This is a genomic window from Thalassospira sp., assembly GCF_040218635.1.
Lineage (GTDB): Bacteria > Pseudomonadota > Alphaproteobacteria > Rhodospirillales > Thalassospiraceae > Thalassospira.
On the sequence record NZ_JAVJRB010000011.1, the window covers coordinates 506,990 to 521,550 of the forward strand.

A 14,561-nucleotide genomic window follows, 5' to 3' on the forward strand; every position below is an offset into this window, starting at 1 on the left:
TTAGACCATAGTTGCAACAAACCCCGAACCGGCAGTTTTCCTCGTGAAAACAGCAGGGTTTCCCCTTGTAAATCAGGACAAATCAGTTTAGGACACTTGGTGTTTACGAACGATTATTTCGCGTTCGCAGGTTTAAATTTTCAATCGCGCTCCCAACTTGAGTTTGACCCCCAGGAAGCGCAATAGGGAAGAAGGTAACGGAATGGCCCGCAACAAGATCGCGCTCGTCGGTGCTGGCAATATTGGTGGCACACTTGCACACCTCGTCGGACTGAAAGAGCTTGGCGACGTCGTCCTTTTCGACATCGTTGATGGCATGCCACAGGGCAAGTCGCTCGACATTGCTGAATCCTCCCCCGTCGACATGTTTGATGCCGACCTCAAGGGTAGCAGTGACTATAAAGACATCGCAGGCGCTGATGTCGTCATCGTCACCGCAGGTGTCGCCCGCAAACCGGGCATGAGCCGTGATGATCTCATCGGCATCAACACCAAAGTCATGACCCAGGTTGGTCAGGGCATTAAAGAACATGCACCTGACGCATTCGTCATTGTCATCACCAACCCGCTTGATGCGATGGTTTGGGTGATGCAGCAGGCAACCGGCTTCGATCCGAAGAAAGTTGTTGGCATGGCAGGCGTTCTGGACTCAGCACGTTTCCGTTACTTCCTCGCAGAAGAATTCAAAGTTTCGGTCAAGGACGTTACCGCATTCGTTCTTGGCGGCCACGGCGACACCATGGTCCCGTCGATCCGCTATTCGACCGTTGCAGGCATCCCGGTTCCTGACCTGATCAAAATGGGTTGGACCACGCAGGAGAAAATCGACGAGATCGTGCAGCGCACCCGTGATGGTGGCGCCGAAATCGTTGCTCTGCTGAAAACCGGTTCTGCTTTCTATGCTCCGGCTGCTTCGGCAGTCGCAATGGCAGAAAGCTACCTGAAAGATCAGAAACGCGTCATGCCGGTTGCTGCTTACCTGAGCGGCGAGTATGGCGTTGATGGTATTTACGTTGGCGTCCCGGTTGTTCTGGGCGCTGGCGGTGTTGAGCGTATCGTCGAGATCAATCTTGATGAGTCCGAAAAAGCAAACTTCGAAAATTCCGTGAACGCAGTTCGCGGACTGGTCGAAGCTGCCAAGGGCATGCTCTAAGAACGCGAAACGGGCTGGTCAGTGACCAGCCCGTTTTTCAATCATTGTCGTTTGTATGACGTCAATGATCGCGGGCCTCGCAAACAAAGTCCCTCTCGCAAGATTATGGGGACGTTGAAATCCCGATTTCTGACCCACAGGAAATCGTACGGAAGGCAAGAAAGCGACCGAACATGAATATTCATGAGTACCAGGCGAAAGAAATTCTTCGCAAATACGGTGTGACCGTGCCGAACGGCAAAGTTGCATATACCGCCGAAGAAGCCATCGAAGCTGCCCAGTCACAGGCTGGTCCGGTTTACGTGGTGAAATCCCAGATCCATGCAGGTGGCCGCGGTAAGGGCACCTTCAAGGAAGCCAAAGCCGGCGATAAAGGCGGCGTTCGCGTTGTCAAAAGCGTCGAAGAAGTTGGCGTAAACGCAGGACAGATGCTCGGTTCGACCCTGGTGACCCACCAGACCGGCCCGGACGGCAAAGAAGTCAAACGCGTTTACATCGAAGAAGGCTGCGACATCGCACGCGAACTGTATCTTTCGGTTCTCGTCGACCGCGCTTGCTCGCGCGTGATCTTCATGGCTTCCACCGAAGGCGGAATGGACATTGAAGAAGTAGCAGAAGCAACCCCGGAAAAGATCATCACCGTTGATATCGATCCGGCAGCTGGCTTCTCGGGCTTCCACGGCCGTAAACTGGCATTCGCACTTGGCCTCGAAGGCAAGCAGGTTTCCAAAGCTGTCAAATTCATGTCGGCAATGTACCAGTGCTTCCTCGACACCGATGCTGCCATGGTTGAAATCAACCCGCTGGTCGTGACCGGTGAAGGCGACATCATTGCGCTTGATTGCAAAATGAACTTCGACGACAACGCGCTGTTCCGTCATCCGGACATCGAAAACCTGCGCGATGAAGACGAAGAAAACCCGGCTGAACTTGAAGCTGCCAAACACAGCCTCAACTACATCAAGCTCGATGGTACCATCGGCTGCATGGTGAATGGCGCAGGCCTTGCCATGGCAACCATGGACATCATCAAGCTTTATGGTGGCGCACCGGCAAACTTCCTTGACGTTGGCGGCGGCGCAACCAAAGAACGCGTTACCACGGCCTTCAAACTGATTTTGTCTGATCCGAATGTCGAAGGCATTCTGGTCAACATCTTTGGTGGCATCATGCGTTGTGACGTGATCGCCGAGGGCGTTATCGCCGCGGCACGCGAAGTCAGCCTGAACGTCCCGCTGGTCGTTCGCCTCGAAGGTACGAATGTCGAACTTGGCAAGAAGATCCTCGAAGAGTCGGGTCTGCCGATTGTTTCGGCTGACAACCTTGCCGATGCCGCCGAAAAGGTGGTCAAAGCTGTGAAGGAGGCCGCGTAACTATGGCTGTTCTCGTCGATAAAAACACCAAAGTTATCTGCCAGGGTTTCACTGGTTCGCAAGGTACCTTCCACAGCGAACAAGCAATTGCCTATGGCACCAAAATGGTTGGTGGCGTAACCCCGGGTAAAGGCGGCACCAAGCACCTTGACCTGCCGGTTTTCAACACCGTTGCCGAAGCGAAACACGTCACCGAAGCAAATGCTTCTGTGATCTATGTTCCGCCGCCCTTCGCTGCAGATGCAATTCTTGAAGCCATCGATGCAAAAATCGAACTGGCTGTCTGCATCACCGAAGGTATTCCGGTTGCTGACATGGTCCGCGTCAAGCGTGCGCTCGAAGGTTCTTCGACCCGCCTGATCGGCCCGAACTGCCCGGGTATCATCACGCCAGACGAATGCAAAATCGGCATCATGCCGGGTCACATTCACCGTCGTGGTAAAATCGGTATCGTATCGCGTTCCGGTACACTCACCTACGAAGCAGTTGCACAGACCACGGCCGCAGGCCTGGGTCAGTCGACCTGTATCGGTATCGGTGGTGACCCGGTTAACGGCACCAACTTCATCGATTGCCTTGACCTGTTCCTGCGGGATCCGGAAACCGAAGGCATCATCATGATCGGTGAGATCGGTGGTACAGCAGAAGAAGAAGCATGTGAGTTCTTGAAAGCTTCGGCCGTCAAGAAACCGGTTGCAGGCTTCATCGCCGGTGTTACCGCACCTCCGGGTAAACGCATGGGCCATGCCGGTGCGATCATCTCCGGTGGTCAGGGTACTGCGGATGCGAAAATGGACGCAATGCGCAGTGCTGGCGTTCTTGTTGCTGATTCGCCTGCAAGCCTCGGCTCGACCATGCTGAAGGCTTTGAAGGGCTAATCTGGGTAGTCAGAGGAAAGGCAAGGGGGGGCGTGGTCCTTCTTGGGGACCATGCCTTCCAAGACCACAAATGAAACCTCAAGATCTCGACACGATTCTGAACGAGTCGAACGCAACCTACATCGCTGAACTCTACGCCCGGTATGTGGAAAACCCGTCTGCGGTTGACCAGAGCTGGGCAGAGTTTTTTGACGGGTTGCAGGACGACGCCTCCGATCTCCTCGCAGAAATGCGTGGGCCTAGCTGGCAGCCGCGGGAAACCAAGGTCGTCGGCGGCATGGAGGGATACGACGTCTCACAAGGGCATGCCGAACGCCCGACCCAGATGGGTTACGCGCCGGCAGCTCATGCGGCATCTTCGGGTAATCAGGTAAATTCTGATGTCATCCGTGCTGCGACCAATGATTCCATTCGCGCATTGATGTTGATCCGATCTTATCGTGTGCGTGGACATCTGGAAGCCAATCTTGATCCGCTTGGTATCGCTCCGCGCGATCCGCATCCGGAACTTGATCCGAAAACTTACGGCTTCACCGAAGACGATCTGGACCGTCCGATTCACATCGCCAATGTTCTTGGCCTTGAAACCGCGACCATCCGCCAGATTGTATCGCTTGCCCGCAAAACCTATTGCGGCTCGATCGGTATTGAATTCATGCACATTCAGGAACCTGAACAGAAGTCATGGATTCAACAGCGTATCGAAAGCATCGGCAACCAGACGCAGTTTACGGCACGCGGCAAAGAAGCAATCCTTGAACGCCTCGTCGAAGCCGAAGGTTTCGAAAACTATCTGCACACCAAATATGTCGGGACCAAACGTTTCGGTATCGATGGTGGCGAAGCCCTGATGCCGGCAATGGAACAGATCCTCAAACGTGGGAGCCAGCTTGGCATCCGCGAGGTTGTGTTCGGCATGCCGCACCGTGGCCGCTTGAACGTTCTTGCCAACGTTCTGAACAAACCTTTCCAGGCAATCTTCTCGGAATTCATGGGCAACCCGTCCAAGCCGGAAGATGTGATGGGCTCGGGCGATGTTAAATATCACCTTGGCACATCTGCCGACCGCGAATTTGACGGCAATGTTGTTCACCTCTCGCTGACGGCGAACCCGTCGCACCTTGAGGCGGTTAACACTGTTGTTCTCGGTAAGGTCCGCGCCAAACAGGCCCAACGCAAAGACACCAATCGCGAGCAGGTTATGGGTATCCTCCTGCACGGTGATGCGGCCTTTGCCGGTCAGGGTCTTGTCGCAGAAACCTTCGATCTGTCGCACCTCAAAGGCTATCGTACCGGCGGTACGATCCACTTTGTCGTCAACAACCAGATCGGTTTCACGACCAAACCAACCGATTCACGTTCGTCACCCTATTGCTCGGACATTGCCAAAGTCGTTCAGGCACCTATCCTGCACGTTAATGGGGATGACCCCGAAGCTGTGGTCCATGCCGCGCGTATTGCGACCGAGTTCCGTCAGGAATTCAAACAGGACGTTGTCATCGACATGTTCTGCTATCGCCGCTTTGGCCACAATGAAAGCGACGAACCGGCATTCACCCAGCCAAAAATGTATGACGTGATCGGCAAACATCCGACCACCAAAGACATTTATGCACAGCAGCTGATCAAGGAAGGTCTTCTGACCGAAGAACGCATCAAGGAACTGGACAAGTCATTCCAGAACTACCTTGATGAAGAATTCAAGGCGTCAGAAAACTACCGTCCGAACAAAGCTGACTGGCTTGAAGGTAAATGGTCGGGTCTTGCTTCATCGCATGGTGAAGATGCTGACTGGACCGGTGAAACCGGTGTTGAAGCTGATCTGCTTGCCGAAGTCGGACGCGCTTTGTCCACCCCGCCAAGCGATTATAACATCAACAAAAAGATCCTTCGTCAGTTGAAGGCCAAAGCCAAGATGTTTGAAACCGGCGAAGGTTTTGACTGGGCGACGGCTGAAGCCATGGCATTTGGTACCCTGATGTGCGAAGGAACGCCGGTTCGTTTGTCCGGTCAGGATTGCCAACGCGGGACCTTCTCGCAGCGTCATGCCAAACTGATCGACCAGACCAACGAAGCAAAATACACCCCGCTCAACAACATCCGTACCGGTCAGGCCGAGCTTGAAGTTCTCAACTCGCCACTGTCCGAAGCAGGTGTTCTTGGCTTTGAATACGGCATCACACTTGCAGAACCGCACTCCTTGGTTCTTTGGGAAGCTCAGTTCGGTGATTTTGCCAACGGTGCACAGGTCATCATTGACCAGTTCATCAGCTCGGGCGAAGCCAAATGGCTGCGCATGTCGGGTCTGGTGATGCTTCTGCCGCACGGTTACGAAGGCCAGGGCCCGGAACATAGTTCTGCGCGTCTGGAACGTTACCTGCAGCTTTGTGGTGAAAACAACATGCAGGTGGCCAACGTCACGACCCCTGCAAACTATTACCACATCCTGCGCCGTCAGATTCGTCGCTCGTTCCGTAAACCGCTGATCCTGATGACGCCGAAATCGCTTCTGCGTCACAAGCAGTGTGTGTCGTCCCTGTCCGAATTCAGTGCAGGCACGACATTCCTTCCTGTGATCAGCGAAGCTGGCAAGCTGACCGATGACAAAAAAGTCAAACGCGTCGTTCTGTCGTCGGGTAAGGTCTATTACGATCTTCTCGCCGAACGTGAAAACCGTGGCATTGACGATGTTGCACTTGTCCGTGTTGAACAGCTTTATCCGTGGCCGGAAAAAGAACTGGCAACCGAACTGGCGAAGTATCCGAATGCTGATGTTGTCTGGTGTCAGGAAGAATCCGAAAACATGGGTTCCTGGTACTTTGTCGATCGTCGTATCGAAGCCGTGCTTTCCAGCATCAAACACAAGACGGGTCGTCCCGTCTATGTCGGTCGCGCAGCATCCGCTTCGCCGGCAACGGGTCTTCTGAAGGCCCACTTGCGTGAACAGGCCGAATTGGTCGATGCGGCACTTAGCGTCAAATAGCTTTCCCGAACGGGCGAGAAATCGCCCGTTCGTTACGTTCATTTAGAATTCATTCGCATCACGGCAGACCCACACTGCCTGATTGAAAAAACGGTCGAGGAAAAAATGGCGACTGAAGTTAAAGTTCCCACGCTGGGCGAGTCTGTATCCGAAGCCACAGTGGCAAAATGGTACAAAAAAGTTGGTGATGCTGTTGCTGCCGACGAACCGATTGTCGAACTTGAAACCGACAAAGTGACCGTCGAAGTGAACGCACCGGTTGCCGGCGCGATTGCTGAACTGGTTGCTGCCGAAGGCGACGAAGTTGAAGTTGGCGCCCTGATCGCCATGATCAACGAAGGTGCCGCTGGCACTGCTGCTGCTCCGGCAGAAGAAAAAGCAGAAGCCGCACCGGCCAAAGAAGAGAAAGCAGCTCCTGCAGCGGCGCCGGCACCTGCTGCCGCACCGGCCACTGCAACCGCAGCCAACACCGATCACCCGCTGCCACCGGCAGTACGCAAACTGGTCGAAGACAACAATCTTGACCCGGCCGCCATTCCGGCAACCGGCAAAGACGGTCGTCTGACCAAGGGTGACGTTATGGATTATCTTGCTGGTGGCAAACCGGCACCGCGTGCTGCTGCACCGGTTGCAAGTGCCCCGGCGGCTCCGAAGCCTGAACGTGCTCTGCGCGACGGTGAAGAACGTGTCAAAATGTCCAAACTGCGCCAGACCATTGCGCGCCGTTTGAAAGAAGCTCAGAACACTGCGGCCATGCTGACCACTTACAACGAAGTGGACATGACCAACCTTCTGGCTTGCCGTAACAAATACAAAGACGGTTTCGAGAAGAAACACGGTGTGAAGCTTGGCTTCATGTCCTTCTTCATCAAAGCCTGCACCACGGCGCTGAAAGAATGGCCGGCAGTTAATGCCGAAATCGACGGCACCAGCTTCATCTACAAAAACTACTGCGATATCGGCGTTGCTGTCGGCACCCCGCAGGGTCTGGTTGTTCCGGTTATCCGTTCGGCAGAAGAAAAGAACTTTGCTGATCTGGAAAGCACCATTGTTGATTTCGGCAAGCGTGCACGTGACGGTAAACTCGGCATGGACGAAATGACCGGCGGCTCCTTTACCATCTCGAATGGTGGTGTCTTTGGTTCGCTTCTGTCTTCGCCGATCCTGAACGCACCGCAGTCCGGTATCCTCGGCATGCATAAAACCCAGATGCGCCCGGTCGCAATCGACGGCAAAGTCGAAATTCGTCCGATGATGTATCTGGCCCTGTCCTATGACCACCGTATCATTGACGGCCGTGAAGCCGTTTCCTTCCTGGTACGTGTCAAGGAATGCATCGAGGATCCAGAACGCATCCTGCTCGACATCTGATCAGACAAAAGGATCACAGAACTCATGAGTGAGAACTACGACATTGTCGTGATCGGTGGCGGTCCTGGCGGTTATGTTTGCGCCATCCGCGCCGCACAGCTTGGCCTTAAAGTTGCCTGCGTTGAAAAACGTGGCGCACTTGGCGGTACCTGCCTCAATGTAGGCTGCATTCCGTCCAAGGCTTTGCTGCATTCATCACACCTGTTCGAAGAGGCGTCCGAGCATTTCGATACCCACGGTATCGAAATCTCCAAGCCGAAGGTCAATCTTGATAAGATGATGGCCCGCAAGGACAAGGTTGTTGATTCCAACGTCAAAGGGATCGAATTCCTGTTCAAAAAGAACAAGGTTACCTATGTCAAAGGTGCTGGCGAGATCACCTCGCCGACCTCGGTCAAGGTTGCCCTTCTTGATGGCGGCGAAGAAACCCTGACCACCAAGAACATCGTCATCGCGACGGGTTCGGAAGTCACCCCGCTGCCGGGTGTCGAGATTGACGAGAAAAATATCGTCTCCTCGACCGGCGCACTGGTTCTTCCGAAAGTGCCAAAGAAGATGGTTGTCATTGGTGCGGGCGTGATCGGCCTTGAACTTGGTTCGGTCTGGCGTCGCCTTGGCTCTGAAGTCACGGTTGTTGAATTCCTTGACCGCATTCTGCCGGGCATGGATGGCGATCTGGTCAAACAGACCCAGCGCATCTTTGCCAAACAGGGTCTGGACTTCAAACTCGGCCATAAAGTCACTGCGGCAAAAACCACCAAGTCTGGTGTGACCCTGACTGTTGAACCGTCCAAAGGCGGCGATGCACAGGAAATCAAAGCAGACGTGGTTCTGGTTGCCATCGGTCGTCGTCCTTATCTTACCGGACTTGGCCTGGATAAAGTTGGTGTTGAACTCGACGAGCGCGGTCGTGTCAAAACCGATGAACATTTCCAGACCAATGTTGGCGGCATCTTTGCGATTGGCGATACCATCGTCGGTCCGATGCTGGCCCATAAGGCTGAGGAAGACGGCGTTGCACTGGCAGAAATGATTGCTGGCGAAGAAGGCCATGTCGATTACGGCAAGGTCCCGGGTGTTGTTTACACCTGGCCGGAAGTTGCTTCTGTTGGCAAAACCGAAGAACAGCTTAAAGAAGAAGGCGTCGAGTACGCTGTCGGTAAATTCCCCTTCACCGCCAATGGCCGTGCGAAGGCAATGGAAAGCACCGATGGTTTCGTCAAGATTCTTGAAGACACGAAAACACATCGTGTTGTCGGCGCACATATCGTTGGCCCGGCGGCTGGCGATCTGATTGCCGAAGTGGTTCTGGCGATGGAATATGGCGCGTCCGCCGAAGACATCGCACGTACCTGCCACGCCCATCCGGCCCTTGGCGAAACCGTCAAAGAAGCTGCAATGGATGCTGGCAAGCGCGCGATCCATATGTAATTCATCAGACTATTGTCTGATCGGCACACGGCCGCTCCTTTTGGGGCGGCCGTTTTGTTTTTCTATGGCGATATTTTGCGACCAAATCCGCCCAGATATTCAAAGCATGTTGCCTTTAACCTGCCGCATTTTGTTTGTTTTTGGCGCGTCGTTTGGCAAGGCACAGCGTGCAGGGCGATGCGGCGCATCGGTCAAACGGTGTAACGTCGTCAAACGACGCCAAAATCAAACCCTTCGGGCCGGTACAGCCTTCCGCCCCACAGCGTCAAGAACCTTGAACGTAGCCCCGCTACGCCCTGCGGTCCTTTCCTTGCCGGACAGAAGGCTGCCTCCGGCAAAATGAGGCAGATTAAATGCAACATGCTTTAGGTTAAGTCATTCAGACAAGGCCGCTTTGCGAAATTGTCGTACTATTGGTGCGTGACCTGCTGATACCTTCGGGATTAGGATGATCAATCACGATTAAACGCCCGGAGATCGAACATGACCTTATCCATCGGCGTGGTTGCCCATGACCGTCGTAAACGCGAAATGGCCGACTGGTTGGAAAAGCACAAAGACAGCTTTGCCAAAACCCGCATCTTTGCCACCGGCACCACCGGGCGCGTGTTGCAAGAACGGTTTCCCGCATTTGATATCAATCCGTTGAAAAGTGGCCCGTTTGGTGGTGATCAACAGCTTGGGTCAATGATTGCGCATCGCCAACTTCAAGCCATGTTCTTTTTCACCGACCCCATGACGCCCCATCCCCATGATGTTGATGTGCGGGCACTGATCCGGTTGGCCAATCTCTATGAAGTGCCCATTGCGTGTAATCAAAGCACGGCGGATCTTCTGATCAGCAATCCAAGGTTCGAGGAAATCTGCGAACAATATCGCGATCATTCTCCCGAACAGGTCTTTGCCGATTATAACAATCGCAAGGTCTAGAAAACCCACGACATCACTTGCATAACCTTTATCTGTCACCGCCCCACCAAGAGCCCCATCCGCCATGCAACTTGCCTATGAGCTGATCGCTGCCATTTTTCCGATCTTTGCTGCCATCCTTGTCGGGGCGGCGCTAAAGCGATATCTGATCACGGGTGGGGATATCTGGGCCGGGATAGATCGGCTGACCTATTATCTGTTGCTGCCATCTCTTCTGATTGTCGAGATTTACCGCGCCGATTTTTCAAGCGGGCATGCCGGAACGGCGGTTGGCATTACCCTTGCTGCCACACTTGGATTATCTGGGGTATTGCTTTTACTACGCCCGGTGATCACGCAGAATACACCGCTGTTCACGTCAATATTCCAAGGATCCGTCCGCTATAACAGTTACGTCCTGCTGGCGGTTGCCGATGCGCTTTACGGGGCAGAGGGACTTGCCCTTGCCATTGTCTTTATTGCGGTGATGGTGATTGCCACCAACTTGCTGGGTGTCGTGGTTTTAAGTGCGTTTAGCAGCGGAAAAAGCAACGCCAAACGCATCATTGGCGGCGTTATCAAAAACCCGATCATCATTGCTGCCGGGGCGGGCGCAGTTTTGAATGTAAGCAATATTCACGTGCCCCTGCCGATCGAAAATACAGCCGCACTGTTTAAAACCGCTGCCTTGCCGCTAAGCTTGCTTTCGGTCGGGGCGGGGCTTCGCTTTATCCTTGATAGACAGGCCTTGGGTGCCATCGCCCTTGCGACAACGATCAAGCTGGCGGTACTGCCCGTGATCACAGGCATCTGCCTGCATCTTGCCGGGATCGATGGCATGGTATTGGCGATGGGGGTTTTCTATGCCGGTATGCCGTGCGCAGGGAACGCCTACATCCTTGCACGGCAACTGAATGGCGATCCAGATGCCATGGCATCCATCATCACGCTGGAAACGTTACTCTCCGCCTTCAGCGTCGCTGTCATCGCCGGTGTACTGAGCATCAATTGATGCTGCATGGGCGGCGTATTCACCGTCAAAGCCACAGGCTTCCAATCCGGCACGCATCAATTCTGGCGGCGGGGCATCCACAATCACGGGATCACGTTCTTCGTGGAACGGAACAATGATCTGACGGGATAGCAGCATCAAGGTCGGTGGTGCGCCAAAGATCGGCACCCCGTCTGCCCGACCATAAAACGGATCACCAATCACCGGATGTCCGACATGATCCAGATGCACACGCAGCTGATGGGTCCTCCCGGTATGGGGCACAAGTTCCAGCCAGGTGATGTCCTGCCCATCGGCATCCTTACCGCGACCCAGCACCTTATATTCGGTCTTTGACGGCTGACCATCTTCGTGGACCAGCATGCGCCAGCCACTTTCATCATTGGTCTTGCCAATCGGCTCGTCGATGAAGCCATGGTCATCTGCCATCGCACCACGTACCACCGCCCAATAGGATTTACCGATCTTCTTTTCGGTAAACAGGCGGGTGATTTTCTTGGACGATTTCGGATGACGACACAAAAGCAGGCACCCTGCCGTGTCGCGGTCCAGTCGATGGGCCAATGTTGGTTCGGGCTGAATGCCGAATTTCAAATCCGGCAAATATGCATCAACATGGAAATAGGTTTTCGGCCCGCCATGAGAAGCCAGTCCCGGCGGCTTGTTCAGCACAATGATGTTCGAATCACGGTGCAATACATGCGCAATGAGGTCTTCGGCAATTGGATGGAGCATGGCGTGGCCTTTCATATATGCCCCTGCTTTACCCCATCAGATCGATTGCGGCAATGATCATGACGTTTGATCCACGAATGCGCGGCGTACGTAACAAGAAGACACTCTCACTTGTTCAACCGGTTTGAACGCAATGTGGATATCAAGGATCATGACGCCGTCGGCAATACCGTTTCGCCCCATACTGTTTGCAATCACACTAACGAGCGCAACAGTGGCCCTAACTTTGCCCCCACATGGGACCGCGAACGCCACCCCCATGAGCCAAAGCCATCCCGTTTCCTTGGAACATGAACCCAGCGACGTATCGGTTTTCCCCGCAGCATTTGGCGATCCTGCCACCTGTCAGGAATTTGATCCGATCAAACGATATGGCCCTGTTTTGCAGTTTCAAATCCGGCGGAATGATTCACCCGTTGGCAGCCACACCGTAAACTTTAACCGTGGCCGTGATGGACTTCAGGTAATTGCCCAAACTGCCATCGATATCAGTTTCTTTGGCTTTAACGCCTATAGCTTTCGCTATCGGTCAGAAAGCCTGTGGCGAGACGGCGAACTTAGCGCCCTTTCAGTGAAGGTTGATGATGACGGCGAAATGTCGAACGTAGAGGCCTCGCGCGATCAAAGCGGGCTTTTGGTAAGCGGCCCGGACGGCGAGGAAACATTACCGTCTGGCATTTTTCCAACAGATCATTGGCATTGCGGGGTTCTGGGCAGCACGTCGGTTCTCAATACCATCACTGGCAAGCCCAACGATGTTGATATCACGGCCAAACCCAGTGCAATGCTCAGCACAACGAACGGGGAGCTTCGTGCGACCCAGTTTACCTATGACGGCGAACTGCAAACCAATGCATGGTATGATCGTGATGGCCGTTGGGTCGGGTTGCAATTCAAGGCGCGTGATGGATCAGAAATCACCTATCGCTGCATGAATTGTATGGCCCAAACAGCATTTGAGGATCGCGGATGAAAAAGCAGTTCGAAACCATCTGGATCGTCGGTGCATCCGCCGGGATCGGCGCAGCATTGGCACAGAAATTTCACGAAAACCCGACATCACCCAATCAAAAAATCATCATTTCTGCCCGAAATGCCGATAAATTGCGCGCTTTCGCAGATGAAATGCCCGGAATCACCCCTGTTTCTGTCAATGTGACCGATCCAAATGCGGTTAAAATGGCCATAACTAGCATTGAAGATCAATTTGGCCTGCCTGACTTGGTGGTTTTGGCTGCTGGTATCTATTCACCGATGAAGGTTGCCGGGTTTTCGGCTGAAACCATCCGCAGTCACATGGATACCAATTACATGGGTATTGTGAATTGTCTGGAACCGTTACTGGCCAAAATGCGCGCGCGTAAATCGGGTGAAATTGCCGTTGTTGCCTCGGTCGCGGGGTATCGTGGCCTGCCCAATGCGGCGGCCTATGGCCCGACCAAGGCCGCTTTGATTAATCTGTGTGAAACGCTGCATACGGAATTAACCAACAGTGGTGTTTTGCTGCGCGTGATTAATCCGGGTTTCGTTAAAACCAGACTGACCGACAAGAACGATTTTGCCATGCCCTATTTACTTACCCCCGATGAGGCGGCCGGTTTCATGTACCGGAATTTATGCGGAAATAACGGGTTCGAGATTGCCTTTCCGCCACCCTTTGTCCGGCAGTTAAAACTGACGCGTATTTTGCCCTATGGGCTTTATTTCAAACTGATGCGCAAATTGGTGAGAGCATGAACGAAATTATCGACAGGCAGCAGAGTTTGCTTGCTGCATACGCCACTTATTTTGAAACGCTATCACCCGAAACAGTCGATCAGTTATCTTCAATGGTGAGTGATGATTTCGCGTTTCAGGATCCGTTTACGACATTGCATGGGCCAAGCGACGTTTGCGCCTATCTTGCCAAGGCCTTTAGCGATACAGAAAACCCCCGATTTATTGTCACGCACCGTGCAATTGATGGCGACATGGGTTTTTTGCGCTGGAAGTTCAGCGCAAAGGTCAAGGTCATCGGAAATTGGGAATTTACAGGAATGTCCGCAGTGACATTCACCGAAGATGGCGGTTTGCTGGCATCCCATATTGATCATTGGGATGCGGGGCAAAACTTTTATGGTAAATTACCCGTGCTGGGTTGGATTATTCGGCGGCTTGCGCGACGCGTGGGGACTTTGTGAAGAACAGGGTCACTTCACCAATTTCAAAGCCCCATTTTTTCACCCGTGCGCGATTGACCAGAACCCCGTCAGGTTGCAAAAACATCCAGTCGTTAAAGCCAACCCGCCAAGTCCCGTCACCAACCTTAAGGTCCATGTCATAGGACCAGTTCAGTGCATTGCCATACTGGCTTCCGACGGCACTGCCGACAATGTCATCTGCCTGACCGACATAGCTGTGCTCACCGGTTTTAGTAATCACCCAGACACGACGATCCGTTTCGCCATCGTCATAGATGAAATCTTCTTCAAGGGTCAGCACATCGTCCTGGATCGTGCCGGTGATATCGACGGTAAACTGCCGACGCAATTTACCAAACCGGTCTTCAAATATGCCCCACGCCCGACTGTTTCCTTCGAAATAATCAAAGACATCGAAGTAGGGTTCTTTTTGGGCAAAATCCTGCGGCTTCATCGACCCACATCCGGTTAAGACCATCAAAAAACACAACGCGATTAAGTTCCGCAGCATCAGCTTGCTCCTGCTTTCATGCCCA

The 14,561-nt window shown here is 53.5% G+C and carries 13 protein-coding genes; 11 read left to right on the forward strand and 2 right to left on the reverse strand.

Annotated features, from left to right (window positions below):
• The first annotated feature begins 202 nt into the window (after positions 1-202).
• From mdh to RIC05_RS13590, 8 genes are all read left to right on the forward strand, one after another.
• Positions 203-1,153: a malate dehydrogenase gene (gene mdh, locus RIC05_RS13555; protein ID WP_350042670.1), complete on the forward strand. Its 951-nt coding sequence runs from the start codon at positions 203-205 to the stop codon at positions 1,151-1,153.
• A gap of 143 nt (positions 1,154-1,296) precedes the next feature.
• Positions 1,297-2,526 (forward strand): ADP-forming succinate--CoA ligase subunit beta, encoded by a 1,230-nt coding sequence (gene sucC, locus RIC05_RS13560; protein ID WP_350048833.1) that lies wholly within the window; start codon positions 1,297-1,299, stop codon positions 2,524-2,526.
• Between the two features lie 2 nt (positions 2,527-2,528).
• Positions 2,529-3,404 (forward strand): succinate--CoA ligase subunit alpha, encoded by an 876-nt coding sequence (sucD, locus tag RIC05_RS13565; protein ID WP_350042671.1) that lies wholly within the window; start codon positions 2,529-2,531, stop codon positions 3,402-3,404.
• Between the two features lie 70 nt (positions 3,405-3,474).
• Positions 3,475-6,387 carry a 2-oxoglutarate dehydrogenase E1 component gene (locus tag RIC05_RS13570; protein ID WP_350048162.1) on the forward strand — a complete coding sequence of 971 codons (2,913 nt, stop codon included), beginning with the start codon at positions 3,475-3,477 and terminating at the stop codon, positions 6,385-6,387.
• 105 nt (positions 6,388-6,492) lie between these two features.
• Complete coding sequence (gene odhB / locus RIC05_RS13575) at positions 6,493-7,758, forward strand: 2-oxoglutarate dehydrogenase complex dihydrolipoyllysine-residue succinyltransferase (RefSeq protein ID WP_350041261.1); 1,266 nt, start codon at positions 6,493-6,495, stop codon at positions 7,756-7,758.
• A gap of 24 nt (positions 7,759-7,782) precedes the next feature.
• Positions 7,783-9,189 carry a dihydrolipoyl dehydrogenase gene (lpdA, locus tag RIC05_RS13580; protein WP_350041260.1) on the forward strand — a complete coding sequence of 469 codons (1,407 nt, stop codon included), beginning with the start codon at positions 7,783-7,785 and terminating at the stop codon, positions 9,187-9,189.
• A 483-nt stretch (positions 9,190-9,672) separates the two neighbouring features.
• Positions 9,673-10,119, forward strand: a complete 447-nt coding sequence (locus tag RIC05_RS13585) for a methylglyoxal synthase (protein WP_350048160.1) — start codon at positions 9,673-9,675, stop codon at positions 10,117-10,119.
• Positions 10,120-10,183: 64 nt separating this feature from the next.
• Positions 10,184-11,110 (forward strand): AEC family transporter, encoded by a 927-nt coding sequence (locus tag RIC05_RS13590; protein ID WP_350048158.1) that lies wholly within the window; start codon positions 10,184-10,186, stop codon positions 11,108-11,110.
• On the opposite strand, the gene RIC05_RS13595 is transcribed toward RIC05_RS13590, so the two are convergent.
• Positions 11,057-11,860, reverse strand: a complete 804-nt coding sequence (locus RIC05_RS13595) for an RluA family pseudouridine synthase (RefSeq protein WP_350048156.1) — start codon at positions 11,858-11,860, stop codon at positions 11,057-11,059. The two genes, RIC05_RS13590 and RIC05_RS13595, sit on opposite strands and share 54 nt — an antisense overlap.
• Positions 11,861-12,104: 244 nt before the next feature.
• On the opposite strand from RIC05_RS13595, the gene RIC05_RS13600 reads away from it, so the two are divergent.
• From RIC05_RS13600 to RIC05_RS13610, 3 genes are read left to right on the forward strand one after another with little or no spacing between them, the layout of a single operon-like run.
• On the forward strand, positions 12,105-12,818 hold the full coding sequence (locus RIC05_RS13600; RefSeq protein WP_350048154.1) for a DUF6134 family protein: 714 nt from the start codon (positions 12,105-12,107) through the stop codon (positions 12,816-12,818).
• Positions 12,815-13,582 (forward strand): SDR family NAD(P)-dependent oxidoreductase, encoded by a 768-nt coding sequence (locus RIC05_RS13605; protein ID WP_350048152.1) that lies wholly within the window; start codon positions 12,815-12,817, stop codon positions 13,580-13,582. The genes RIC05_RS13600 and RIC05_RS13605 overlap by 4 nt, the downstream gene beginning before the upstream one ends.
• Entirely contained in the window at positions 13,579-14,025 is a 447-nt protein-coding gene (locus RIC05_RS13610) for a nuclear transport factor 2 family protein (RefSeq protein WP_350048150.1), read from the forward strand. Before RIC05_RS13605 ends, RIC05_RS13610 begins: the two co-directional genes overlap by 4 nt.
• Here the strand turns inward: RIC05_RS13610 and RIC05_RS13615 are convergent.
• Positions 13,988-14,479, reverse strand: coding sequence for a DUF3833 domain-containing protein (locus tag RIC05_RS13615; protein WP_350048148.1), 492 nt, complete (start codon positions 14,477-14,479; stop codon positions 13,988-13,990). The two genes, RIC05_RS13610 and RIC05_RS13615, sit on opposite strands and share 38 nt — an antisense overlap.
• Positions 14,480-14,561: the final 82 nt, after the last annotated feature.